General features: G+C 66.3%; 22 protein-coding genes, 1 tRNA gene and 1 riboswitch. Of the genes, 14 read left to right on the top strand and 9 right to left on the bottom strand.

Translation table 11 applies throughout. The annotated features are described in order from the left end of the window. Position 1: 1 nt before the first annotated feature. Genes IG171_RS11700 through IG171_RS11690 form a run of 3 tightly spaced genes read right to left on the bottom strand, consistent with a single transcriptional unit; the run spans position 2 to position 2,998 of the window. Positions 2 to 847 carry an energy-coupling factor transporter transmembrane component T gene (locus tag IG171_RS11700; RefSeq protein ID WP_249203659.1) on the bottom strand — a complete coding sequence of 282 codons (846 nt, stop codon included), beginning with the start codon at positions 845 to 847 and terminating at the stop codon, positions 2 to 4. Then, positions 840 to 2,369, bottom strand: coding sequence for an ABC transporter ATP-binding protein (locus IG171_RS11695; RefSeq protein WP_212127624.1), 1,530 nt, complete (start codon positions 2,367 to 2,369; stop codon positions 840 to 842). The genes IG171_RS11700 and IG171_RS11695 overlap by 8 nt, the downstream gene beginning before the upstream one ends. After that, complete coding sequence (locus tag IG171_RS11690; RefSeq protein ID WP_212127623.1) at positions 2,369 to 2,998, bottom strand: ECF transporter S component; 630 nt, start codon at positions 2,996 to 2,998, stop codon at positions 2,369 to 2,371. The genes IG171_RS11695 and IG171_RS11690 overlap by 1 nt, the downstream gene beginning before the upstream one ends. Positions 2,999 to 3,021: 23 nt before the next feature. Next, a riboswitch (TPP riboswitch) is annotated at positions 3,022 to 3,130 on the bottom strand. Positions 3,131 to 3,289: 159 nt separating this feature from the next. Between IG171_RS11690 and IG171_RS11685 the strand changes: the two genes are divergently transcribed. Continuing rightward, on the top strand, positions 3,290 to 5,044 hold the full coding sequence (locus IG171_RS11685; RefSeq protein ID WP_212127622.1) for an FN3 domain-containing metallophosphoesterase family protein: 1,755 nt from the start codon (positions 3,290 to 3,292) through the stop codon (positions 5,042 to 5,044). A 143-nt stretch (positions 5,045 to 5,187) separates the two neighbouring features. Here the strand turns inward: IG171_RS11685 and IG171_RS11680 are convergent, their stop codons facing one another. Continuing rightward, entirely contained in the window at positions 5,188 to 6,120 is a 933-nt protein-coding gene (locus IG171_RS11680; RefSeq protein WP_212127621.1) for a universal stress protein, read from the bottom strand. A gap of 157 nt (positions 6,121 to 6,277) precedes the next feature. Next, on the bottom strand, positions 6,278 to 6,817 hold the full coding sequence (locus IG171_RS11675; protein ID WP_212127620.1) for a DUF4916 domain-containing protein: 540 nt from the start codon (positions 6,815 to 6,817) through the stop codon (positions 6,278 to 6,280). Positions 6,818 to 7,013: 196 nt separating this feature from the next. Here IG171_RS11675 and IG171_RS11670 point away from each other — a divergent pair, with 196 nt between their 5' ends. The 8 genes from IG171_RS11670 (at position 7,014) to glpK (ending at position 16,773) form a co-directional block, all read left to right on the top strand. Beyond that, positions 7,014 to 8,510, top strand: a complete 1,497-nt coding sequence (locus IG171_RS11670; RefSeq protein WP_212127619.1) for an MmgE/PrpD family protein — start codon at positions 7,014 to 7,016, stop codon at positions 8,508 to 8,510. Next, positions 8,510 to 9,415: a methylisocitrate lyase gene (prpB, locus tag IG171_RS11665; RefSeq protein ID WP_212127618.1), complete on the top strand. Its 906-nt coding sequence runs from the start codon at positions 8,510 to 8,512 to the stop codon at positions 9,413 to 9,415. Before IG171_RS11670 ends, prpB begins: the two co-directional genes overlap by 1 nt. Beyond that, on the top strand, positions 9,412 to 10,533 hold the full coding sequence (locus IG171_RS11660) for a bifunctional 2-methylcitrate synthase/citrate synthase (protein ID WP_212127617.1): 1,122 nt from the start codon (positions 9,412 to 9,414) through the stop codon (positions 10,531 to 10,533). Before prpB ends, IG171_RS11660 begins: the two co-directional genes overlap by 4 nt. 23 nt (positions 10,534 to 10,556) lie before the next feature. Continuing rightward, complete coding sequence (locus tag IG171_RS11655; protein WP_212127616.1) at positions 10,557 to 11,390, top strand: enoyl-CoA hydratase/isomerase family protein; 834 nt, start codon at positions 10,557 to 10,559, stop codon at positions 11,388 to 11,390. A gap of 120 nt (positions 11,391 to 11,510) precedes the next feature. Beyond that, positions 11,511 to 12,488, top strand: a complete 978-nt coding sequence (locus tag IG171_RS11650) for a Ppx/GppA family phosphatase (RefSeq protein WP_212127615.1) — start codon at positions 11,511 to 11,513, stop codon at positions 12,486 to 12,488. 157 nt (positions 12,489 to 12,645) lie between these two features. Further along, on the top strand, positions 12,646 to 14,364 hold the full coding sequence (locus IG171_RS11645) for a glycerol-3-phosphate dehydrogenase/oxidase (RefSeq protein WP_212131655.1): 1,719 nt from the start codon (positions 12,646 to 12,648) through the stop codon (positions 14,362 to 14,364). Positions 14,365 to 14,479: 115 nt separating this feature from the next. Continuing rightward, the gene (locus IG171_RS11640; RefSeq protein WP_212127614.1) at positions 14,480 to 15,202 is read left to right on the top strand and encodes an MIP/aquaporin family protein; all 723 of its coding nucleotides are present in this window, start codon (positions 14,480 to 14,482) and stop codon (positions 15,200 to 15,202) included. Positions 15,203 to 15,240: 38 nt separating this feature from the next. Beyond that, positions 15,241 to 16,773, top strand: coding sequence for a glycerol kinase GlpK (gene glpK / locus IG171_RS11635; RefSeq protein ID WP_212127613.1), 1,533 nt, complete (start codon positions 15,241 to 15,243; stop codon positions 16,771 to 16,773). Between the two features lie 141 nt (positions 16,774 to 16,914). Here the strand turns inward: glpK and IG171_RS11630 are convergent, their stop codons facing one another. Beyond that, on the bottom strand, positions 16,915 to 17,472 hold the full coding sequence (locus IG171_RS11630; RefSeq protein WP_212127612.1) for a GNAT family N-acetyltransferase: 558 nt from the start codon (positions 17,470 to 17,472) through the stop codon (positions 16,915 to 16,917). Between the two features lie 105 nt (positions 17,473 to 17,577). Here IG171_RS11630 and IG171_RS11625 point away from each other — a divergent pair, with 105 nt between their 5' ends. Further along, positions 17,578 to 18,576, top strand: a complete 999-nt coding sequence (locus tag IG171_RS11625; RefSeq protein WP_212127611.1) for a sugar phosphate isomerase/epimerase — start codon at positions 17,578 to 17,580, stop codon at positions 18,574 to 18,576. Positions 18,577 to 18,639: 63 nt separating this feature from the next. After that, complete coding sequence (gene proC / locus IG171_RS11620; RefSeq protein ID WP_212127610.1) at positions 18,640 to 19,476, top strand: pyrroline-5-carboxylate reductase; 837 nt, start codon at positions 18,640 to 18,642, stop codon at positions 19,474 to 19,476. A gap of 99 nt (positions 19,477 to 19,575) precedes the next feature. Here the strand turns inward: proC and IG171_RS11615 are convergent, their stop codons facing one another. Continuing rightward, the gene (locus tag IG171_RS11615) at positions 19,576 to 20,457 is read right to left on the bottom strand and encodes a LuxR C-terminal-related transcriptional regulator (protein ID WP_212127609.1); all 882 of its coding nucleotides are present in this window, start codon (positions 20,455 to 20,457) and stop codon (positions 19,576 to 19,578) included. A gap of 107 nt (positions 20,458 to 20,564) precedes the next feature. Here IG171_RS11615 and IG171_RS11610 point away from each other — a divergent pair, with 107 nt between their 5' ends. From IG171_RS11610 to IG171_RS11600, 3 genes are all read left to right on the top strand, one after another. After that, positions 20,565 to 20,906 (top strand): DUF485 domain-containing protein, encoded by a 342-nt coding sequence (locus IG171_RS11610; RefSeq protein ID WP_212127608.1) that lies wholly within the window; start codon positions 20,565 to 20,567, stop codon positions 20,904 to 20,906. Then, positions 20,903 to 22,555 (top strand): cation acetate symporter, encoded by a 1,653-nt coding sequence (locus IG171_RS11605; protein ID WP_249203658.1) that lies wholly within the window; start codon positions 20,903 to 20,905, stop codon positions 22,553 to 22,555. The genes IG171_RS11610 and IG171_RS11605 overlap by 4 nt, the downstream gene beginning before the upstream one ends. Before the next feature lie 287 nt (positions 22,556 to 22,842). After that, positions 22,843 to 22,913: transfer RNA gene (locus IG171_RS11600), tRNA-Gly, on the top strand. A gap of 225 nt (positions 22,914 to 23,138) precedes the next feature. Here the strand turns inward: IG171_RS11600 and IG171_RS11595 are convergent. Further along, a complete protein-coding gene (locus tag IG171_RS11595) occupies positions 23,139 to 23,801 on the bottom strand; it encodes a TrkA family potassium uptake protein (protein WP_212127607.1) in 663 nt (220 codons plus the stop codon). Next, entirely contained in the window at positions 23,794 to 25,212 is a 1,419-nt protein-coding gene (locus tag IG171_RS11590; RefSeq protein WP_249203657.1) for a potassium transporter TrkG, read from the bottom strand. Before IG171_RS11590 ends, IG171_RS11595 begins: the two co-directional genes overlap by 8 nt. Positions 25,213 to 25,225 lie beyond the last annotated feature (13 nt).

The raw sequence follows: 25,225 nt of genomic DNA, 5'->3' as shown, positions 1-25,225 counted from the left end.
CTCAACCGGCGATGATCGGATTCCAGGTGCCCAGCACGTGGGCGGCGACGATGGCGAGCACACACACGACCAGGGCCGAGACCACTGCGGCGACGTCCCGGACTGCGAACGTCGAACGCCTGCGCCACGTGCGTCCGGGACGACCGAAGGCACGGCCCTCCATCGCCATCGCCAGTGTCGTCGCCCGCCTGATCGAGACCACGAGCAGAACGAAGACAGCGCTGAACAGACTCCTCGTGCGCCGAGCGAGCGAACCGCCGGCCATCCCTCTGGCCCGCCTGGCCATCGCCAGCACCTGCCACTCGCTGACCAGCAGGCCCAGCAGCCGACCGGCGGCGAGCACGGAGACGACCACGACCTCCGGCAGCCGCAGATGCTGGATGAGGGCATCGGAGAGATCGCGCGGATCGATCGTCGAGGCCAGCACGATGAGCGGTATCGCCAAGGCGATAGCGCGCACGAAGATCGCCGCGGCCGCGCTCAGCGATCCCGTGGTCATGAGGACGGGACCGACGTCGATGACGACCGTTCCGGTCTTCTCCGCAAGTATCGCCGTGCCCCATGCCGCCAGCAGGGCCCCGGCCGGCAGGAACCACAGTCGTTTGAGGGCTGCGGTGAGGTCGAGGCCTGTGGCAGGCAGTCCGAGAAGGCAGAACAGGAGCACCACACCGGCGGAGACGACGTCGATGCTCAGCAGCGCCCCGACCATGAGGATGAGGGCCATGGCGATCTTCGTCAGCGGATTGCACCTGACCACCGCCGTGGTGCGCACCACGGGAATGAGCTGACCGGGATCCTCGACGCCGACTTCGGCGGAGGAGCGCCTGCGTGCGAGCTGCTCACTCACCGCGACCACCCGCCGGTGCCTGCGCCGATGCGGGGGTCGAGAACGCGCCGAGATCGACCCGTCTGGCCCCGATCGCATCGAGGAAGGCACGGTCGTGACTGACGGCGACGACCGCCGAGCCGCGGCCCAGCGCGTCGAGGAACAGCTCGACCAGCCCGGCCCAGGTCAGGGCGTCCTGACCGAAGGTCGGCTCATCGACGATGAGGACCTGCGGTCGGGGAGCGAGCATAGCCGCCACCGACAGGCGACGCTTCTCTCCGCCGGACAGGCTCTGCGGGTGCGCCCCGGCCAGGTCATTCAAACCGAGCACATCGAGCAGCTGCCCGACGCGGTCGTTGACCTCGGCCCTGGACCACCCGGCCAGGTGCGGGCCCAGTCTCAGCTCGGCGGCCACTTCGGCGGTGAGGAACTGATGGGCCGGTTCCTGGAAGACCATGCCGATGCGCGGTGCCAGCAGCGCCGAGGGCCAGGCGAAGGGCCGGACCTGCCTGGTCTTTCCCCGCAGCGCCGGTTCGGCAGTCACCTGACCCGCGAACTCGGGCAGCAGGCCGGCCAGCGTCAGAGCGGTCGTGGACTTGCCGGCTCCATTGGGGCCGACGATCCCCACGGCCTGTCCGGCCCGGACGGTGAGGTCGATGCCGGCGGCCGCCGGTGCCTTCGCACGCGGACGGGACACCGCCAGGCTCTCGGCCCGCAGCAGCACCTCGCCCTCTTCGTCGTCGGTTCCCGAGCCCGGAGCCGCCTCGGCGGTGGGGTGGGCCCGCTCTTCGGCCGGCGCGTTGGGACCGGTCGGCACCCAGATGCCGCAGCCGATGAGCGCGGCCGTCAGTCCCGGGTCTGAGAAGACGCTCTGCGGCGACCCCTCGGCGACCAGACCCTCACGTCCGAGCACGATGACGCGGTCGACGTGGTCGAGCCACAGGCCGACCCGGTGCTCGACGACGACCATGGTCGCCGAGTTAGCCGCCTGGACGGAGAGAACGGCGTCCCTGATCCCGCCGGCCGAGTCCGCGTCGATATTCGCCGTGGGTTCGTCGAGGATGATCACCTGCGGAGACATCGCATGGATCCCGGCCAGGGCCAGGCGCTGCTTCTGTCCTCCGGACAGGGCCGCCGTCGGATGGTCGAGCCGCAGATCGAGACCGAGCGCGGCCAGCGATTCGCGGATCTGGGAGTCGATGGTCTCGGCGGGCAGGCCGAGGTTCTCCATTCCGAAGGCGACGTCGTCGCCGACCCGGGAGAAGATCACCTGCGATTCGGGGTCCTGCAGGACCAATCCGGTCTCACCTCGGTGCGGGTCCGGGCCGGTGTCGCCGACGAGCAGCTCACCGTTTGGGGTGCCGGACTCCTCGGGCAGGACACCGGCCAGCGCGTGCAGCAGCGTGGATTTGCCCGCTCCGGATGGGCCGAGCAGGAGGACCTTCTGCCCGGCGGGGATGTCGAGATCGAGCGGACCGACGGCCGGCTCATCGCGGTCGGCGTGGGTCCATGAATACCCGCGCGCCGTGATCGGCAGGCCCATCAGCGCAGACGACCGGAGGCGAACGAACTCAGCGCCCCGGTCCTCGCGATCGCACGGTAGGCGTACCAGGCCCCGATGCCGGAGAGGACGAGACCGGACACGATCGCACACACCGCGTAGATCGCCTGGTAGCCGAACTGCCATTCGGCGTTGTACATGATGTTCTCGCTCACGGCCATGAAGGCTGCGGCCAGCATGCCCGAGGCCGCAGTGATCCAGAGCGTGAACCGCTTGTACCCGAAGGCTGCGAAGACGAGTTCGGCACCGAGGCCCTGGAGCAGCCCGGACAGCAGCACGGTGGCGCCGAAGTGGGAACCGAGGACCGCCTCGACGACAGCAGCGATGAGTTCGCACAGGAGCGCGGCACCGGGTTTGCGGATGATCGCACCGGCCAGGGGCCCGGCGAGGACCCACAGGCCCGCGATGAGGCCGATCGAGGGTGGGAAGGCCTGGAACGCGAGTTCGAGGACCTTCCAGCTCAGCGCCAGCACCCAGAACACGAGCCCGACGGCGATGCCGAGCACGGCGGTGGTGACGTAGTCGACGACGCGCCACTTCTTCGTCTTCGGCGCCAGGGTGTGGGCCGGCGCGGTCGACGGCGTGGAATTCGGCGTGGTGGTTTTCGGCATTGTGCCTCCTCGGATCAAGGAGGGGTAGAAGAGTCTCGACTTCCTTCGGCGGTACTGACCGCATCAGGTTCGAGGGTCTGCAGCTTCACCTGCACTCTCAGCGCCCCTGACGGCGCTCCCCTGTCGTAGCCACCACTGTACCCCAGGCGACGGGGATTGCCAGGCGGCGGCAGGTGATGGCAGGGCGGCGGCACGATCGGTCGATTCCGTTGTCAGAAATTCACCTGTCGTTTCGTCGTGGGTCGTCTCTCGACAGGCGAGCTTTAATTACCCAGCAGTAGGAATGGTCGGGTGAAAACTCAACATCTCAACAGATCATTCAGCTTCGCATCGGTTCTGGCGCTGGTGACCGGGCTGGTCGCCGCGCCCATTCCCGCCCAGGCCGACGTGACGGAGGAGTCCGCGATCAGCGATCCCGTCCTTCAGGTCGGCGGCGATGAGACCTCTCGCAACCTGTCGTGGATGAGTGAGAGCTCCGGCGGGGGAGAGATTCGGTGGGCGAAGGCCTCAGAGGTCGACGATGGGCAGCTGCCCGCCGATGCGCAGAGTGCAGAGACCACCGACTCCGGGCTCGCCATCGATCTCAGACGCCACTACAACCATGCGGCCATGACCGGGTTGGAACCCGACACCGAGTACGCCTATCGAGTCGGCAGCGAAGAGGACGGCTATACGTCGGTTGAGAACTTCGTCACCGGCCCCAGCGGCGGCGACAGCGAATTCCTCGTCTTCGGCGATCCTCAGATCGGCTCCGGCGGAGGGCGTCCGGACGACGCCGCCGGCTGGGAGCGAACCCTGAACTCGGCATTGGCCACAGCACAGGATCCGCGCTTCTTCTATTCCATGGGCGATCAGGTCAACATCGCGAACAGCCAGAGCCAGTACGAGCAGTACCTCGCTCCCGATGCGACCAGGACGGTCCCCCAAGCGACGACCATCGGCAACCACGATGTGGCTTCGAAGTCCTATGAGCAGCACTTCAACCGCCCGAACGTCAGCCGGGACCACGGCGGAGGAGGTGCGATCACCTCAGGAGGAGACTACTGGTTCATCGACTCAGGCGTCCTGTTCATCAACATCAACTCGAACGAACTCGATACCGACGAGCATGCTGAGTTCATCGATGAGGTCGTCGCCGAGCACGGTGACGAGGCACGGTGGAAGGTCCTCGGATTCCATCACTCGATCTATTCGACCGCAACCCACAACGATGACGCCGATGTGAGGAGGCTGCGGAAGGCCATTCCTCCGGTGGCCGCCCGAAACGACATCGATCTCGTCGTCTCCGGCCACGATCACATCTACAATCGAACGTTCCTCATGGACGCCGAGGGCGAGCCGGTCGACGGGTCCGACGCCGGAATCGCTCAGGAGAAGGAGCCGGGGCAGACGATGTATCTCACACTGACCTCATCCTCGGGTTCGAAGTTCTACGATCATGTTCCGGGTCTCGAATGGGAGGCAAAGAGCGTCCACAACGACGTTCCGGCCTTCACGCGAGTGCGCGTCACCGACGGATCTCTGCGGGCGACGACCTACGAAGTGCCGACCGGGACCGACGGTCAGGTCACGGCCCAAGCCGCGTCCGAGGAGATCGACGACGTCGAGATCAGCCGCGCCTCGGACGAAGCTCCGGAACCGGACGACGACGCCGATGCCGACGGTGCTGGTGCTGGGGCTGATACTGACGGTGCTGGTGCTGGGGCTGACGCTGACGGTGCCGGTGGTGGGGCCGATGCCGCCGGCGGCGAATCCGATTCGGGCGGAGCCGGACCGAACCGGGACGGAACCGAGACAAGCGCCGATGAGGCTGACACCGCCGCGGACGCCGACGGATCCACGCCAGCGGCTGTGGACGCCGAGGCCGAGGGCGGCGAGCCGGGGGCAGGCTCGGAGTCAGACGCAGCTTCCGCCTCGAAGGACGGCGACGACCTGCCGCGCACGGGAACTGAGCTCGCACTTCCGATCGGTCTCGGCGCGGGAACGATCCTCCTCGGTGCTCTGCTGCTGGCTGCGAGCCGGCGGCGTCGGAGCGCACTGCACTGAGATCCTCCACGGCAGGCGAAAGCGCAGTCACGGTCTCGCTGCCGGAGCGGTCACCGTCGTCACGGACGACTGCGAGGGCGGTGACCGCCTCGACCTCATCGCCGGGTCGGGCAAGGCACCTGCTCAGCCGGGCGCCTTGCTGATCAGCTCGGAACCACCATCACCGGACCCTGGGCGTGGTTGAGCACCCCGCGGGAGACGGAGCCGAGCAGAGCGCTCTTGACCCTCCCGCGACCCCGCGTGCCCATCACCAGCAGCTGCGCCCGGGCACTGATCTCGACCAGCGTCTGAGTGGGGTCGCCGACCGGCACCGAGGTGGACACGGACAGGTTCGGGAACTGCTCACGAAGCTTCGCCGCCTCCTTGTCCAATCCGACGGCGAGCTGCTTCTGCCGACGCGCGGAGACCTCCGAGCTGAGCTCGAGCTCGGGGTACCAGTAGAGCCATTCGTCTCCGGCCGGCAGCACCGCCACGACCTCGAGCGGGGCCTCGCGCACGCCGGCCTCGGCGGCTGCGGTGAACATGGCCACGCGGCCGGAGTCCGAGCCGTCGACGGCGACGACCACGGAACCATCGGCAGCGGTCTCGGATGAGGCGCGCCTGCCGACGACGAGGGTCGGACAGTGGGCGTGGGCGGGCAGGGCGGTGGAGACGGAGCCGAGGAGGCGGCCGAGGAAGCCCCCGCGTCCGCGTGCGCCGACGATGACCAGCTCGGCGGCGGAGCTGAGCGTGACGAGCACGCCGGCGGCATCACCGGACTCCGTGCGGAAGCTCGTCTCACCGGGGTGGTCGCGCAGGAGTTCGGCAGCCTCGGCGAGTGTACTCTCCGCCTCCCGCTTCGCCTTCTCGCCTTCGGGCTCACTGGGCATGGAAGCCATGTTCGGGTAGATCATCGTCGGCAGTGCATAGGCGGTGACGACGGTCAGTGTCGTGTTGCGCCGCTCGGCTTCGACTGCGCCGGAGCGCACGGCCAGGGCTGCGAGGTCGGACCCGTCGAAGCCGACGAGGACGCCGAGGTGTCGGTTGAGGCCGGCTTCGGACGGACGTGCTTCGGGCGGGCGGGACTGGTCAGACATCTCGAACCTCTCGATCGGGGCCTGGCCAACCCGGACGCCGACGACGGCCCCGACTGGCGGTTTCGTCAGCGTCGGCACCAGTTTAGCAAGGCCGTTCTACACAGCGTAGAAAAGCGCCTCGGATGAGAGTCGGGGTCTCAGGTCGGGAGCAGAAGGCTCAGATCGGGAAGCCCAGATGGCTGAGTGCGGCCTTGAGGATGTACTCCTGGCCGTAGCAGAGCTCGCTCGTGATGTCTGGGCGCTGAGTCTCCTCGGGAGTCAGCCAGTCGAGGCTGAGCGCATCGGCGCGCGGGGTGCACTCTCCGCGGACCTCGAGGATGAAGCACATGGAGATCGCATGCTGGCGCGGATCGTGCAGCAGCGAGGAGCCCTCGGTGGGGAAGTACTCGGCGATGTGGAACGGTGAGATCGCCGGTGGGATGACCGGCAGCGCCATCGGGCCCAGGTCGTTCTCCGCGTGGCGCATGAGTGCTGAGCGGATGGTCTCGTGGAAGCGGATGCGACCGCCGACGACCTCCCTGCCCAGGGTCCCGTCGTCGAGGCTGCGCAGCAGCAGTCCGATGCGCTCGACATTGCCTGACTCGCCCACCCGGACCGGGATCGCGTTGACATAGGGGATCGGCATGCGTCTGCGCAGCTGGGCGTACTCCGCGTCGTCGAACCAATTCTCGTCGAAGTCCAGGGCAGTTCGAGTCATGAGGCAATCGTCCCACAACGTGGGCCGAGGCAGAAGTGCTTCGTCGGCTCTGGTGGTGAAGCAGCCCATACATCGGGTAAAGTATCTTGACGTCGAGATAAATATCCGACCGGCAGAGACCTGCCCAAGTGACGTGGCCTACAGTTGTGTCAGCACTTTCTGACCGGAACCGGTCGAGGACTATGAAGGGGTATCCATGATCGATCATGAAGTCCGCACTCATAAGAGCTCAGAGAACCTGGCTCGTGAGGATCAGCTCGCCTGGAAGATCGCGGAGGTCGCATCCGACCCGACCCCGGTCGATTCGGACGTCACCGAGATGGTCATCAACCGCGTCATCGACAACGCCTCCGTGGCGGCCGCCTCGGTGCGCCGTTCGGCTCCGATGCACGCTCGCGAACAGGCGCAGACCCATCCCTTCAGCCCCGGCGCCAGCATCTTCGGTCTGCCGCTGACCGACCGCTTCTCCCCGGAGTGGGCGGCATGGGCCAATGGTGTGGCCGTGCGCGAACTCGACTTCCACGACACCTTCCTCGCCGCCGAGTACTCCCACCCCGGTGACAACATCCCGCCGATCCTCGCCGTCGCCCAGCACAAGGGCATCGACGGCAAGGACCTCATCAACGGCGTGGCCACCGGCTACGAGATCCAGGTCGACCTCGTCAAGGGCATGTGCCTGCACGAGCACAAGATCGACCACGTCGCCCACCTCGGCCCGTCGGCCGCAGCCGGAATCGGCGCCATGCTCGGCCTGCCCACCGAGGTGACCTTCCAGGCCGTCCAGCAGGCGCTGCACGTGACCACGGCGACCCGGCAGTCGCGCAAGGGCGAGATCTCGTCCTGGAAGGCCCACGCTCCGGCCTTCGCCGGCAAGATGGCCGTCGAGGCCGTCGACCGGGCGATGCGCGGTGAGGGCGCCCCGAACCCGATCTACGAAGGCGAGGACGGCTTCATCGCCTGGATCCTGTCGGGCCCCGAGGCCCGCTACACCATTCCGCTGCCCGGCAAGGGCGAGGCCAAGCGGGCGATCCTCGACACCTACACCAAGGAGCACTCGGCCGAGTACCAGGCGCAGGCGCTCATCGACCTCGCGCGCAAGCTCGGCGGGCAGATCGAGGACCTGAGCAAGATCAAGCGCATCGTCATCCACACCTCGCACCACACCCACTACGTCATCGGCACCGGTGCCAACGACCCGCAGAAGATGGACCCTGGTGCCAGCCGCGAGACCCTCGACCACTCGATCATGTACATCTTCGCGGTGGCCATGCAGGACCAGGGCTGGCACCACGAGCACTCCTACGCTCCCGAGCGCGCCGGCCGACCCGACACCGTCGAACTCTGGCACAAGATTGAGACGACCGAGGACCCGGAGTGGACCCGCCGCTACCACTCGATCGACCCGAACGAGAAGGCCTTCGGCGGCCGCGTGGAGATCGAGTTCGAGGACGGTTCGACGCTGGTCGACGAGATCGCCGTCGCCGATGCCCACCCCCTCGGCGCCCGTCCCTTCGCCCGGGCGAACTACGTCGAGAAGTTCAAGACACTGGCCGAGGGCATCGTCAGCGATTCCGAGCAGGCCCGGTTCCTCGACCTGGCCGAGAACCTCGAGAGTCTCGACGCCAAGGGCGTGGCCGAGCTGTCCTTCACCGTCGACGGACTCGCCCACAGCGGATCGAAGGGCATCTTCTGATGTTGGGCGCACAGACAACCGCGGCCGAGCGCCGCGCGAAGTTCCGCGAACTGCTCGCCGGCGATCGGATCGTCCAGTTCCCCGGCGCCATCAATCCGATCAACGCTCAGATCATCGAGCAGATCGGTTTCGAGGGCGTCTACATCTCCGGCGGAGCGTTCTCCGCGGCCATGGGGCTGCCCGACATCGGACTGACCACGATGACCGAGGTGGCCGACCACGGACGCAATATCGCCCGGGTGACGAACCTGCCGACCTTTATCGACGCCGACACCGGCTGGGGCGAGGCGATGAACGTGGCCCGCACGGTCCAGGAGTTCGAGGACGCCGGCATCTCGGGACTCCACCTCGAGGACCAGGTCAACCCGAAGCGCTGCGGTCACCTCGACGGCAAAGAGGTCGTCACCGCCGCCGAGATGACCAAGCGCATCAAGGCCGCCGTCAAGGGCCGCCGCGACGAGAACTTCGTCATCAGCGCCCGCACCGATTCCCGTGCCGGCGAGGGCCTCGACGCGGCGATCGACCGGGCGAAGGCCTATGCCGACGCCGGAGCGGACCTGATCTTCCCCGAGGCCATGCGCGACCTGGGCGAATTCGAGAAGTTCGCCGCCAGTGTCGATGTGCCGATCCTGGCGAACATGACGGAATTCGGAAAGAGCGAACTGTTCACGACAGAGCAGTTGGCGAACGTGGGAGTCAGACTCGTGATCTACCCGGTCACGACCCTGCGTCTCGCCATGGGTGCGATCAAATCGGGCCTGCAGACCATTCGCGACGAGGGCACCCAGGTGGACCTGCTCGAGGGGATGCAGACCCGTGCGGACCTGTATGACACGATCGACTACGCTGCGTACAACGACTTTGACGCTGCCGTATTCAACTTCTCACAGGAGGGTCACCAGTGACCGAAGAAATCAAGAAAGGCCTCGCCGGCGTCGTCGTCGACACCACGGCCGTCTCCAAGGTGGTCCAGGAGACCAACTCCCTGACCTATCGCGGATATCCCGTCCAGCAGCTCGCCGCCAAGCGCAGCTTCGAGGACGTCGCCTACCTGATCTGGAACGGCGAGCTGCCCACCGAAGCCCAGCTCGAGCAGTTCCAGGAGCGCGAACGCAGCCAGCGGCAGGTCGATGACAAGCTGGTCCAGCTCATCCTCGACCTGCCGAAGGACTGCCACCCGATGCACGTGGTGCAGACGGCTGTGGCCTACCTCGGCGCCGTCGACCCCGAGGCCGATGTCGAAGGCGAGGAGGCGAACCTCGCGAAGGCCGAGCGCCTCTACGCCCAGCTGCCGACGATCGTGGCCATCGACCACCGTCGCCGTCACGGCCTCGACCCCATCGCCCCGACGAAGGACCTCGGCTATGCCGCGAACTTCTTCAAGATGGTCTTCGACGAGGTTCCCGCCGAGGAGGTCGTGCGCTGCTTCGATGTGTCGATGATCCTCTACGCCGAGCACTCCTTCAACGCCTCGACGTTCACCACGCGCGTGATCACCTCGACGACCTCGGACCTGTACTCGGCCGTCGCCGGCGGCATCGGCGCGCTCAAGGGCCCGCTGCACGGCGGAGCCAACGAGGCCGTGATGGCGATGCTCGAAGAGGTCGGGACGGCCGACAGGGTCTCGGCATGGATCGATGAGGCCCTGGCGAACAAGGCCAAGATCATGGGCTTCGGTCACCGTGTGTACAAGAACGGCGACTCGCGCGTTCCCACCATGCGCAAGGCCTTCGAGGACATGGTCGAGGCCAAGGGCGCCAAGGATCTGCTCGATCTCTACAACACCTTCGAGTCCGATTTCGTCGAGCGCAAGGGCATCTACCCCAACCTCGACTACCCTTCGGGCCCGGCCTACCACCTGATGGGCTTCGACACCGAGCAGTTCACCCCGATCTTCGTGATGTCTCGCATCACCGGGTGGACCGCGCACATCCTCGAGCAGCAGGCGAACAACGCCCTGATCCGACCGTTGAGCGCCTATGACGGTCATGACCAGCGCGAAGTCCCCGACAGCCGGGGCTGAGTGCGGCACGGAAGGCACAGCATATGACCGCTGACGGTTCCCACCGTCCGGTCGATCACGAGGGTTTCGACTTCACCGTCTCCGGTGGGGTCGGAACCCTCGTCATCGATCGGACCGAGAAGCGCAATGCGCTCTCCCGCCCGATGTGGCGTGCCATCCCCGAGATCATCGCCTCCGTCGATGCCGATGACTCGATCGGGGCGCTCGTGATCACCGGTGCCGGAGGGCACTTCTCCGCCGGCTCGGACATCGGCGACCTCGGTGTCGCGCTGCCCGACTTCTGGCAGCTCAACTCCACCGCGGAGGCGGCCGTGGCGAATTCGTCGACCCCGACGATCGCAGCCATCGAAGGCAACTGCGTGGGCGGAGGCACGGAGATCGCCGCCGCCTGCGATATCCGCATCGCCGCCCCCGGCTCGATCTTCGGCGTCACGGCGGCCAAACTCGGCCTCGTCTACCCGCCCGGCCCCACTCGTCGTCTGGCCCAGGTCCTCGGCGATTCGTGGGCCAGATACCTCCTCGTCACCGCCTCGATCGTGAAGTTCGAGCAGATGGATGAGCTCGGTTTCTTCCACGAGGTCTCGGACTCGCCTCGGGCCGCCGCTCAGGAGCTGGGGGAGCGGATCGTCGGACTGTCCCGGCTCAGTCAGATCGGAGCCAAGGAGATCCTCGACGGGCGTCTGACCGGGCAGGGGACGGGCCCGGCGGATGCCGGAGCGGACGACGGCGTTCCTCCGGAATGGCTCGATGCCGCCTATCAGGAGGAGATCGCCCGTGGTCAGGAGGCGTTCTTCGCCAAGCGCTCTCCGGAGTTCACCTTCTCCAAGTCCGACTGGAACGACGGCGACCGATCCTGAGCACCGAGACCGTCGTCGCGCCGTCCGGCGAAGGAGCGGCCGATGCGTTCGACGGTCAGTGGGAAGAACAATCCCCGGAGAAAGCGTCGACCGAGCCCGCGAACGGGATAAACTGACCGAATGCGCTTAGCTGTACTTGATATCGGGTCCAACAGCGTCCACCTCCTGGTCGTCGATGCTCATGTCGGAGCACCGCCGCTGCCGGCGACCTCCCACAAGGAGGTGCTCCGTCTTGCCGAATACCTCACGGACGACGGAACGATCGATGCACAAGGCCAGGAGCACCTGCGCGACTTCATCGCCGAGGCGGTCGAGATCGCCGAGGACCAGGGAGCCGAGCAGATCCTGGCCTTCGCCACCTCGGCGGTTCGAGATGCCCCCAACGGTGTCGCCCTCATCGACTCCATCAACGCCCAGCTCGGGGTGACTCTCAACGTCATGACCGGCAAGGACGAGGCGCGCGTGACCTTCCTCGCCGCCAGGCGCTGGTTCGGCTGGTCCGCCGGCAAGATCCTGCTGCTCGACATCGGCGGCGGTTCGCTCGAGATCGCGGCCGGCCAGGACGAATACCCGCAGGCGGCGGTCTCGGTGCCTCTCGGCGCCGGACGGACCTATTCGGACTTCCTGCCCGACCCGGTCCCCTCGGCCGAGGACATCCACAGCCTGCGCAAGCACGCTCGAGCGCAGATCGGTCGCATCGCCGGCAAGATCAACCGGGTCGGTGCCCCCGACCAGGTCGTCGGCTCCTCGAAGACCTTCCGCTCCCTGGCCCGCATCGCCGGGGCGGCTCCGAGCGGAGACGGAATCTATGCCCCGCGCAAACTCTTCCGCCGCGACCTCGAAGGCATCATCGACACCCTGGCCTCGCGCACCCCTCAGGAGCGGGCGACCCTGCCGGGGGTCTCCGAGGCTCGCGCCGGTCAGGTGCTCGCCGGCGCGATCGTCGCCGAGGCGGCCTTCACGATCTTCGACGTCGGTGTGATGAGCATCTCGCCCTGGGCGCTGCGCGAGGGCATCATCATGCGCAAACTCGACCTGCTCGATTCGGCCGAGCAGTCCTCGGCGATGCGCGTGGAACCGATCGCCGCGCTCGACTGAAGCCAATCTGAATTACCGTTCAGTACGCAATTTCATAATGGCCTGCTAGTTTTTGACTGTCGGCCTCATCGGCACTGGGGAGCACCTGGCCGGTCCGGCGACGGTGGACCTGGGCAGGTCCGTAAGAGAACGTCCGAGAGAAAGCGCAGATTTGACGATGCGAAATGGTGAGCTGTCCCCCAACTTCCGCGAGCAGGCACTCGAGACGCTGAAGAAGACCAGTGCGGACGACCCCCTCGACGTCTTCATCGTCGGCGGGGGAGTCACCGGAGCGGGATCAGCCTTCGACGCAGCGACCCGCGGTCTCAAGGTCGGCGTCGTCGACGCCAAGGACTGGGCCTCGGGGACGTCGTCCCGGTCATCGAAGCTCATGCACGGAGGCCTGCGGTACCTCGAGATGCTCGACTTCAAGCTCGTGGCCGAAGCGCTCAAGGAACGCGATCTGCTGCTGACGCACACCGCCCCCCACCTCGTCGAACCCGTCGCCTTCGTGTTCCCCTTCGAGCACCGCCTGATCGACCGGGCCTTCATCGGCTCCGGCGTCCTCCTCTACGACACGATGGCCACCCGCCCCGGCCGCAAGCGCGCAGTGCCGATGCACCGCCATCTGAGCAAGAAGGCGCTGACCTCGCACTTCCCCGGCCTGGCCGATGACGCCGCGGTCGGCGCACTCGAGTACTACGACGCGAAGGTCGACGACGCCCGCTTCGTGATGACGCTGGTGCGCTCGGCCGTCGGATACGGTGCAGCCGCGGCCAACCACGTCTCCGTCATCGGCTACCTCCACGACGGCGACGAGGTCGCCGGCGTGCGGGCCCGCGACGAACTCACCGGAGACGAATTCGACATCCACGCCCGCCGGACGATCCTCGCCGGCGGGGTCTGGACCGAGGAGCAGCAGGATCTGGCGAAGGCCGACGCCGGTCTCAAGGTGCTGGCCTCCAAGGGCGTGCACATCACCGTCGCCCAGGACAAGATCGCGGCCGATCCGAACACCGGCATCATCTCGAAGACCGAGAAGTCCGTGCTCTTCGTCATCCCCTGGGACGGCTACTGGGTCATCGGCACCACCGACACCCCGTGGAACCAGGACGTCGATGCCCCCGTGGCGACGTCGAAGGACATCGAGTACCTGCTTGAGCATGCGAATGCGATCCTGGCGAACAAGCTCACCCGTGACGATGTCATCGGCGTCTACTCCGGACTGCGGCCGCTGCTGCAGCCGGTCGTCAAGGAGGGGCAGGCCTCGACGAAGGTCTCCCGCGAACACACCGTGATGGAGGTCGAGCCCGCCCTGTCCGCCATCGCCGGCGGCAAGTTCACCACCTACCGGGTGATGGCCGAGGACGCCGTCGACTTCGCCCTCGGCGATGATGCGAAGGACCGTCGGTCGCTGACGGAATCCGTGCCGCTGCTCGGTGCGCAGGGGGTCGGGGCGCTGCGCCGCGGACAGTCCGGGATCGCGGAGAAGTACGGCTGGGACGAAGACCGCGTCAAACGTCTCATCCGCCGCTACGGCACCCTCATCGAGGATCTGCTCGACCTCGTCGACGAGGATCCCGAACTCGGTGAACCGCTGCCGGGCGCCGAACGCTACCTGCGCGTCGAAGCCCACTATGCGGCCGCCGCCGAGGGGGCCGTCCACCTCGGCGACATCCTGGAGCGTCGTCTGCGTCTGAACTACGAGACCGCGGACCGGGGCAAGAACGCCGCCGAGGCGGTCGCTGCCATCGTCGCTCCGATCCTCGGATGGGACGCCGATCGGGAAGCTTCCGAAATCTCTGATTTCCACGCCCATGTCGATGCCCAGATCGCAGCGGAGGGCACCGAGGACGACGCCTCCGCCGCCGCACTGGTCGCGAAGACCCTGCACTGAGCCGTCCGGGACCTGCCGGACCGGCCGCAAAGAGCACCATCACCGCCGTCACAGTCTGTGAGTGCCGAGTGTGACGACATACGAGAACAAACGAACAATGAGGAGTTTGTGAGATATGGGCACTATCTTTCTCTATGAGATCGCGGGCACTGCGATGCTCATGCTGCTCGGCGTCGGCGTCGTGGCCAACGTCGTACTCACCAAGACCAAGGGAAACGGCGGCGGTTGGCTGCTGATCTCATTCGGCTGGGGCCTGGCGGTCTTCGCCGGTGTCTTCGTCGCGTTCAAGACCGGAGCCCACCTCAACCCGGCGGTGACCTTCGGCATCCTCTTCAGCGGGAAGTCCGAATACGCTGAGGGGATCCCGGTCGACTTCGCCAACACAGTGGCCTATCTCGCCGCCGAGATGATCGGCGCGATGATCGGCGCGTTCCTGGCCTGGGCCGCATACAAGAAGCACTACGACGAGGAGGAGGACCCCGGCAGCATTCTGGGCACCTTCTCCACCGGCCCGGAGATCCGCTCCTACGGCTGGAACTTCATCACCGAGATCGTTGCGACCTTCGTGCTCGTCTTCGTCATCCTCGTCTTCGGGGGCACACCGGACAGGCTCGGTCCGCTGGCCGTGGCCCTCATCGTCGTCGCCATCGGCGCCTCGCTGGGCGGACCCACCGGATACGCCATCAACCCCGCTCGAGACCTCGGACCCCGCATCGTCCACACGCTGCTGCCGATTCCGAACAAGGGCGGCTCCGACTGGGCCTATTCGTGGGTCCCGGTCTTCGGGCCGTTGGTCGGCGCCATCATCGCCGGCCTGGCCTCCCAGGCGTTCATCTGAGTACGATCACAGCGAACCACTTCGACACAGGAGTCAGTATGAGTCAGGAAAAATTCATCCTCGCCATCGACCAGGGCACCACCTCGTCACGGGCGATCGTATTCGACCATGACGGGCAGATCGTGTCCTCGGGGCAGCTCGAGCACGAGCAGATCTTCCCCCGCGCCGGTTGGGTCGAACACGACCCGAAGGAGGTCATCAAGAACACGAACGAGGCGATCGGTCAGGCCCTGACGCGGGCGAACATCAACCGCCACCAGCTCGAGGGCGTGGGCATCACGAATCAGCGTGAGACCACCGTGATCTGGAACAAGCACACCGGCGAGCCCGTCTACAACGCGATCGTCTGGCAGGACACCCGCACGCAGAAGATCTGCGATGAGCTCGCCGGCGACGACGGCGCCGACAAGTACAAGGATCGGGTGGGTCTGCCTCTGGCCACCTACTTCGCCGGACCGAAGGCCAAATGGATCTTCGACAACGTCGACGGGGTCAGGGAATCCGCCGAGGCCGGAGACCTCCTCTTCGGCACCATGGACACCTGGGTGATCTGGAACCTCACCGGCGGCCCCAATGGGGGAGTCCACGTCACCGATGTCACGAATGCCTCGCGGACGATGCTGATGAACATCGACACCCTCGACTGGAACGCCGATATCGCCGCGGACATGGGCATCCCCGTTCAGATGCTGCCGGAGATCAAGTCCTGCTCCGAGATCTACGGCTACGGCGCGAAGAACGGGCTGATCATCGACACCCCGATCTGCGGCATCCTCGGCGACCAGCAGGCGGCGACCTTCGGTCAGGCCTGCTTCGAGAAGGGCCAGGCGAAGAACACCTACGGCACCGGCAACTTCATGCTGATCAACACCGGCACCGAACCGGTGGCCAGCAAGAACGGACTGCTCACGACCGTGGCCTACAAGATCGGCGAGGCCGAGGCCGTCTACGCACTCGAGGGCTCGGTGGCCGTGACCGGTTCGCTCGTGCAGTGGATCCGGGACAACCTCGGCCTGATCAAGGACGCCCCGGAGATCGAGACGCTGGCCAAGGAGGTCGACGACAACGGCGGATGCTACATCGTGCCGGCGTTCTCCGGACTCTTCGCACCCCACTGGGAATCCGATGCCCGCGGTGTGATCGTGGGCCTGACCCGGTACGTCAACAAGAACCACATCGCACGTGCGACTCTCGAATCCGTGGCGTTCCAGTCGCGTGAGGTCCTCGACGCGATGAACCTCGACTCCGGCGTCGAGCTCACCGAGCTCAAGGTCGACGGCGGCATGGTCGCCAACGAGACCCTCATGCAGTTCCAGGCCGACCTCCTCGGTGTGCCCGTCATCCGCCCCGAGGTCGTCGAGACCACGGCTCTGGGTGCGGCCTATGCCGCGGGCATCGCCGTGAAGTTCTGGAAGGGCGAAGAGGATGTGAGCAGCAACTGGCGCGAGGGCAAGCGCTGGACCCCGTCGATGGAAGACGGGAAGATCGACCGCCTCTACCGTCTGTGGAACAAGGCGGTCGAGAAGTCGAAGAACTGGGTCGACGAAGACACCGCAGCCCTCTACGGCTGAGCCACTCGACCTGCTCGGCGGGAGTCGGGCGACCCTGGCATCGGGTCACCCGACTCCCGCCAGCTGTTTCCGGACAGAGAGGGCTGCCGCAGCGGGCCGAGTCCGGGGGCCCACCGGGGCCGGCGGCTGGGTCCGGCCCTCTCACCGGGCCCGGTGCAGGTCGGCGACGTACATCCGCTCGGGCACGGGCGGGACGACGCCTTCGTAGACATGAGTGATGCCGGTGCGCTCCCAGCCCTTCTTCGCATAGAAGCGCATGGCCCGGTCGTTGCCCTCGGCGACCATGAGGTAGGCCCGGATCCAGCCCTGAGCGCGCAGCTCGTCCTCGAGGCCGTCGAAGAGCACGGAGGCGGCGCCGGTCCCGAAATGATCGGGATGGACGTTGATGAAGGCGAGCTGACCGAGACCGGACGAATCCGGCAGCCGGTCGAGCACCTCGGCGGTCTCACGCGGCGGGCACACCCCGCCGAAGCCCAGGCACTCACCGTCAGCGGTCCTGTCGACGACGAAGGTCTCGATCGTTGTCTGCTCGTCGGCGAGGTTCGTCGCCCAGGTGGCGGTCTGACGGTCATGGTCCAGTCGATCGAGGACCGCGTCATCCATGATCCCGCGGTATGCGCAGCGCCAGGCGGCGATGTGGATCTGCGCGATCCGCCCGGCGTCGGAGACGTGGGCCGGGCGAACTCGGAACTCGGACACGGCCTCAGCCTACCCGTGCGTGAGGCGGATGAGTGTGAGTGCGTAGGCGACGATGTCACAGGGCTTTGAGCGAATGTGGATTTCGAGAGCGCTAAACTGGAAGCGATGAGTAAGAAGTCGAAGTCCAAACGGAAGGTGCTGACCGCCAAGAATTCCGCGCGCTCGAATTCGCGGCGCCACCGGCATTACTTCGACAGTCACGAGGTCTACGAACACGACGCCCATCACGTCTCCGACAACCGCATCCGCCTCGGACTCTCCAGTTCCTCGGTCTCGCCGATGACCGTGGAGGAGACCTTCGCCCAGGCCGCCAAGCACGGCTACGACGGCGTCGAGATCATGGTCACCCACAACGTCGAGACCCGCGATGTCGACCTCATCAACTCCCTCGCCGAGGACACCGGCCTCGAGGTCATCTCCATTCACGCCCCCACGCTGCTGTTCCTGCCCCGGGTGCTGCACAAGGACCATTGGGAGAAGCTGCGGATCACCGCGAATCTCGCCAAGGCGGTCGGTGCCGAGACCGTGGTCCTGCACCCGCCGTTCCGATGGCAGGGCGACTACGCGCTCGGCTTCGTCGACGGCGTCCGCCAGGTCTCGCAGGAGACCGGGGTGAGACTGGCCGTGGAGAACATGTACCCGTGGCGCGCGGGCCTGCGTGAGATCCTCGTGTACTATCCGGACTGGAACCCCTTGGACGAGGACTACGACAACCTCACCTTCGACTTCTCCCACGCGTCCACTGCAGGGATGAATGCGCTCGAGACCGTGGCCGAGATCTTCGACCGGCTCCGGCACGTCCACCTCACCGACGGGGCCGGGTCGCTCAAGGACGAACATCTCGTCCCCGGAGCCGGGACCATGCCCGTGGCCGAGACCCTGCAGTATCTGGCCAAGCACAACTGGGCCGGCGATGTCGTCGTCGAGGTCAACACCCGCTTCGTGCGCAAGCAGTCGACCCGGGAGAGGATGCTCGCCGACTCGATCGCCTTCGCCCGCGAGCACCTCGGCCTCGACGAGGACGCGCCCCGACGCAATGCGCACAGCCACACCCGCACCTCGGAGCGTTCGCCCCTGAGCCACGGCAACGGCCCCGCGGACTGATCCGAGCGATCGCTGACCCACCGAATCCCACACACTTCAATCGCGACGAAAGGCTGGCACGATTTGACCACTATCGCCTCCATCGGCACCGGCAACATGGGCACGGCACTGATCCAGGGAATCCTCAGCGCCGATGAGACCATCACCGTCCGGGCGACGACGAACTCGGCCGCCTCGGCGAAGCGTCTGCGCGGTGACCTGCCCCGCGCGACGGTCACCTCGGTGGAGGACGATGACGAAGCCAACCGGAAGGCCGCGGCCGGAGCCGATTTCGTCTTCCTCGGCGTGAAGCCGTGGATGATGGCCGACACTCTGCGCGGACTGGCACCGGGACTTGAGGCAGACACGGTGCTCGTGTCCATGGCCGCCGGGGTCGCGACCGCCGACCTGGCCACGCTGGCACCGGAGAACCCGATCGTGCGGATCATGCCGAACACGCCCAGCGCGGTCGGCCACGGTGTCATCGCACTCGCCCCCGACGCCGAGGTGCCCGCCGACCGCGTCGAGACCCTCAAGCAGCTGTTGTCGGGCGCCGGTCTCGTCGTCGATCTCGACGAGTCCCAGGTCCCGGCCATGACCGGGATCTCTGGATCGGGAGTCGCCTACTTCTTCCTCCTGGCCGAGGCCATGATCGCCGCCGGGGTCAAGCAGGGTCTGAGCGAGGACGTCGCTCGGCAGATGGTCGTGGCCACCGCCGACGGTGCTGGTCGCCTGCTGAGTCGGAAACCCGATCCGGCCGCGCAGCGTCAGGCCGTGAGCAGCAAGGGCGGGACGACCCTGGCCGGACTGTCGGAGTTCATCGACGCCGGCATCTTCGACATCGCCGAGGCGGCCGTGCAGGCGGCGGCGGACCGATCCGTGGAGATGGAGCGGGAGAACTCCGACGTCATCAACGGCTGACGACGTCCTCCACGGCTGACGTCAGGCTCGGCTGCGCTCTCAGGCTCGACTGCGTTCTCAGGCTCGACTGCTGCCGGGCATGCTCGGCCTCCTTCGGCTTCAGGGGAGGACGTTCGACGACCTGGCGATCGAGACGGCCTCGTGCCGGGTGCGGGCCGAGAGTTTGACCATTGCGGTGTTGAGATAGGACTTCACCGTCGATTCGCGCAGGCCCAGCGTCTCGGCGATGCGCGCATTCGACCAGCCCAGGGCCACATGGGAGAGGATGTCCGTCTCCCTGGGCGAGAGGCGCACTGCGGGGACCGGGGTTTGGAAATTGTCCGGATTGTGCCCGGAGAGGATATCGGCCAGTCGGGCCTCGACCGCCGTCAGCCTCTCCCGTGTCTCGTCGTCGACGATGCCCGAGCGGATGGCGCGCAGCTCCGCGTAGGTGTGCCGCAGCGCCTCCCGGCCGGAGGGATCCAGATCGGGGTAGAGCTGCTCGCTGGCGGCGTTGCGCTGAGGTTCCTGGCGGTAGCCGAGCCGGGCGAGATCGACCGAGAGCTGTCGCACTCGTCGGACGAGGTCTCCCGTCTGCGGTGCGGCGGCATCGTAGTCGGACCGGTGACCGCAGTAGACCATACCCGTGACCTCGCCGCCGTGGAGGGTGGGGACGGCGACGAGGACTCGGATCCCCTCACCGAGGACCTCTTCGTCGTAGTGGTGGGTGATGTAGGGGTCGACTTCGTAGTCTCGTGTCAGCTGTGGAGTGCCTTCGGTCATGGCACGACCGCCGAGCCCCCGACCGGTGCTGACGATGAGGGACGAGAGCAGATCACGACCGGCGCCGGCGACGGCCTCGACCGCGACAGAGCCCTCCTCGACCATGCCTCCGAAGACGACGTCGCCCGTGCCGCTGCGGTGGAGTGAGTCGACGGCTTCGACGAACAGGCGGCGGGTCTGGGCTTGGAGAGCCCGTGTCTCCTTGTCGTGCGCGTTCATGTGAACAAGCTACCAACTTTCGGTGGTATTCCCTAGTGCATGCTGAACGTTACCTTTGGGTCATGTGATTCAGGACACTGATGTTCTGTCCATTCAAAGGAGAAAGAATGACTGAATCGGTCAACACCGGGGTTGACTTCCTCGCCGAGGCGGAAGACCCCGAATTCAAAGCGCTGAAGCGCAAGAGGTTCTCGGTGGTGATACCGCTGTCGATCGCGTTCCTCGTCTGGTATTTCCTCTACGTCATCCTCAGCACCTATGCCCATGACTTCATGTCGACGAAGGTCGTGGGCGAGATCAACATCGGTCTGGTCTTCGGGCTGCTGCAGTTCGTGACGACCTTCGCGATCACGATGTTCTACGTCTCATTCGCCAATAGGAAGCTCGACCCTCCGGCACAGAGGATCCGTGAGCGCCTCGAAGCCGAGTCGGAAGGACGTGTCTCATGAGCGCACCGGCATTCGACGACATCCTCGCCTCCGGGGTGGACCTCCTCAGCGCGGCCACGGCCGAGGTCGAGAACAATCCCGTCCTCAACATCACGATCTTCGCCGCCTTCGTCGCGGTGACGATGTTCATCGTGCTGCGGGCCAGCCGCAACAACCGCTCCGCATCCGACTACTACGCCGGCGGACGCTCCTTCACGGGACCGCAGAACGGCTTCGCCATCTCCGGCGATTACCTCTCGGCGGCATCGTTCCTCGGCATCTGCGGTGCGATCGCGGTCAACGGCTACGACGGTTTCCTCTATTCGATCGGCTTCCTCGTCGCGTGGCTCGTGGCTCTGCTCATCGTCGCCGAGCTCATGCGCAATACGGGCAAGTTCACCATGGCCGATGTGCTGTCCTTCCGTCTCAGACAGCGCCCCGTGCGCATGGCGGCGGCCCTGTCGACCCTGGCCGTGTGCTTCTTCTATCTGCTCGCCCAGATGGCCGGAGCCGGCGGACTCGTGTCGCTGCTCATGGGCATCGACAGCGAGGTCGGCCAATCACTGGTCATCGCCGTCGTCGGCGCGCTGATGATCATCTACGTCCTCGTCGGAGGGATGAAGGGCACCACATGGGTGCAGATCGTCAAGGCCATCCTGCTCATCGCCGGTGCCTTCGCGATGACCGTCTGGGTGCTCGCACTCAATGGCTTCAACCTCTCCTCGCTGTTGGCTTCGGCGGTCGAGAACGCGGCCGATGGTGTCGGCGAGGGAGTCCTCAATCCCGGACTGCAGTACGGTGAGAATCCGCTCGACTTCATCTCCCTGGCCCTGGCGCTGGTTCTGGGCACCGCCGGTCTTCCGCACGTGCTCATGCGCTTCTACACCGTGCCCACGGCGAAGGAGGCCCGTCGCTCGGTGGTGTGGGCGATCTGGCTCATCGGTGCCTTCTACCTGTTCACCCTCGTGCTCGGCTACGGTGCGGCAGCACTCGTCGGCGCCGAGGAGATCAAGAACGCTCCCGGTGGGGTGAACTCGGCGGCGCCGCTGCTCGCGCTCCATCTCGGCGGGCCCCTCCTCATGGGCTTCATCTCCGCGGTCGCCTTCGCCACGATCCTCGCCGTGGTGGCGGGCCTGGCGATCACCGCCGCGGCCTCGTTCGCTCACGACATCTACGCCAATGTGATCAAGAAGGGCCGGGTCGAGGATTCCGAGGCCGAGGTCAAGATCGCTCGTCGCACGGTCATCGTCATCGGCGCGGTCGCGATCATCGGCGGGATCGGCGTGCAGGGGCAGAACATCGCGTTCCTGGTGGCCCTGGCCTTCGCTGTCGCGGCCAGCGCGAACCTGCCGACGATCGTCTACTCGCTGTTCTGGAAGCGCTTCACCACCCGGGGCGCTGTCTGGTCGATCTACGGCGGCCTGATCTCGGCGATGCTGCTCATCAGCTTCTCCCCGGTCGTCTCCGGATCCGAGACCGCGATGATCCCGGGAGCCGACTTCGCGATCTTCCCCCTGGCGAACCCGGGAATCATCTCGATTCCGCTGGGATTCCTCCTCGGGTGGATCGCCTCGGTCACCGACAGGACCGTTGAGAATCCGGCGCTCGCGGCCGAAATGGAGGTCCGAGCTCACACCGGATTCGGCGCCGAGGAGGCCGTCGAGCACTGAGTTCGGCCGACTGCCCAGCGCTGGGCAGAAGGCGCATTGAGGGGCGGCTGCGGCCGCCCCTCAGCGCGTGTCCGGAAGTCCCTCCAGGATTGCGTGCTGCACGAGCGCGTGTGCGGAGGTCTCATGCAGGATTGCGTGTCCCGTGTCATGCAGGGTCTGAGGCGTGCAGGAGGTTCGGTGCGGGGATGCGTTTTCGTCATGAAGCTGTAGACTGGTTCGAGCAGCCGAGGGCAGCATGTCTGCACAGGGTTCCACCTGGACGGACAGCTGCTCAACAGCGGTGACGTGCGGGCGTAGCTTAATGGTAAAGCTTCGGCTTCCCAAGCCGACGACGCGGGTTCGATTCCCGTCGCCCGCTCTCTTCATGTTCGACACCGTTCTTTTCGTGCCCGGACACGGCTGGGTCTGACTCGACTGACCCTGCCGGCTTCCTCCCCGTGAGTCGGTGGGTTCTGCGCGGGGCTGGTTCCGTTTGTGGTCGATGAACCGAGGCGAAATGGCCGATCGCACGGATTCTCCTCGGTGCGGTGACCACAAACGGTGGTTCGCCCCGGCTGCGCAGCGGCGAACCGCGCAGCCGTGCCTAGGGGCGGCCGGCGAAGCGACCCAGCAGCTCCACGTGCCCGGCGACGATGAGCAGGTCCTGTTTGCCCACCCGAGTCGAAGGATCGGCATAGGTGAAGTCGCGCCCCGGGCTCTTGATGCCCACGATGGTCACGCCGTACTTGTCGCGCACACCCGATTCGCTGAGCGTGAAGCCCTGGATCTCCCGCGGCGGACGCATCTTCACCACGGCGAAGTGACCCTCATCGAACTCGATGTACTCCATCATCCTGGAACTGACCAGGTGGGCCACGCGCCGACCCGCATCCGATTCGGGGTAGAGGACGTGGTGGGCGCCGATGCGGTGGAGGATCTTGCCGTGCGAGGGCGAGATCGCCTTCGCCCACACCTGGCCCACACCGAGGTCGACGAGATTGGCCGTGGTGAGCACGCTGTCCTCGATCGACGTGCCGATGCCGACGACGGCGGTCGAGAAATCACCGGCACCGACCTGTCGCAGCGCGTCGATGTTCGTGGAATCGGCTTCGACGACGTGGGTGAGTTTGCCGCTCCAGTCCTTGACGAGCTCGGGATTGTGCTCGATGGCCATGACCTCCCGCCCCAGCCGGGTCAGGGTGGCGGCCGTCGAGGACCCGAAGCGTCCCAGCCCGATGACCAGGATGGAGGTGTGTTCGTTAGCCAACGACCGGCCTTTCCTCGGGGTAGCGGTACAGTCGCGCGGAGTCCTGCATGGACAGGGCCGCCGCAAGTGTAATCGTACCGAGTCGGCCGATGAGCATGATGACCGAGAGCACATAGAGCCCCGAATTCGGCGAGGAGGCGGACACCCCGGAGCTCAAGCCGACGGTGCCGAAGGCCGAGATCACCTCGAACAGCACTCGGTCGAGCGGTTCGGCACTGATCTGGAGCATCGCCAGCGTGCCGACGAAGACGATGGAGGCGCCTGTCAGCAGGATCGAGATGGACAGCTTGATCGTCGAGGAGGTCAGCCGGCGCCCGAACACGTGCACATCCTGCAGGCCCCTGGCCTCGGCGAAGGCGGCCAGAACGAGCACGGCCACGGTCGTGACCTTGATGCCGCCGGCGGTCGAGGACGATCCGCCGCCGATGAACATCATGAGGTCCATGAGCAGGTGGGAGGCCTGGCTCATGTCCGCGATCTCCATCGTCGAGAACCCGCCCGACCGGGGCATGACGGCCATGAACAGGACTTCGACGAAGGTGTGACCGGCGTTCTTGTCCCCGAGCGTGGCCGGATTCGCCGATTCGAAGAGCGCCAGCAGCAGCAGACCGACGGCCAGCACCGCCGTGGTGGTGGTCAGCGTCAGCTTCGTGTGCAGATCCCACTTCTTCGGCCGATTCCAGAACATCGCGACCATGAGCACGACCGGGAAGCCCAGGGACCCGACGAACACGCCGATCATGAGCAGGGACAGGATCCACGGGTCCGAGGCGAAGTGGGCGCCGCCTCCCGGGTGGATGGTGAAGCCGGCATTGTTGAACGCCGAGATCGAATAGAACACGGAGTACCACGTGGCATCGCCGATGGAATCGCCGCGGATGAGGAAGCGCGGGAACAGGAGCACCGCGAGGATCGCCTCGGCGGTGACGATGGTGATGACGACCGTCTTGAGCAGAGAGCCGACCTGACCCAGATTGAGCGCCGAGGTGGCCTGCTGGGCGATGAGCCGCTGACGCACGCCCAGCCGGCGTGAGACCGCCATGCCCAGCACCGAGGCGAGCGTGAGAATGCCGAGACCGCCGACCTGGATGCCGGCGGTGATGACCGAGATCCCGAAATCCGACCAGTACTCCTCCGTGACCACCGGGCTGAGCCCGGTCACGCAGACGGCCGAGACGGCCACGAAGACGGAATTCGCGATATGCGTGACCTCATCGACCGATCCCGGATGGCGCATGCTCGCCGGCAGCATGAGAAGGATTGCGAACAGCGCGACGACGGCGACGAAGGATCCGATCGCCAGCCGCGCCGGCGAGGCGACGGCGAGGTCGTCGACGAAGTCCCGTACCCACCGTCCGGGCGTGAGCAGCCGGTCGTAGCGAGGTGCGGATTTCTTGGACACAAGCACCATGGTAGATCCCGGG

Source organism: Brevibacterium sp. SMBL_HHYL_HB1, from assembly GCF_018208375.1.
Classification (GTDB): Bacteria; Actinomycetota; Actinomycetes; order Actinomycetales; family Brevibacteriaceae; genus Brevibacterium; species Brevibacterium intestinavium.
This window is presented reverse-complemented; position numbering and strand designations above follow the sequence as displayed.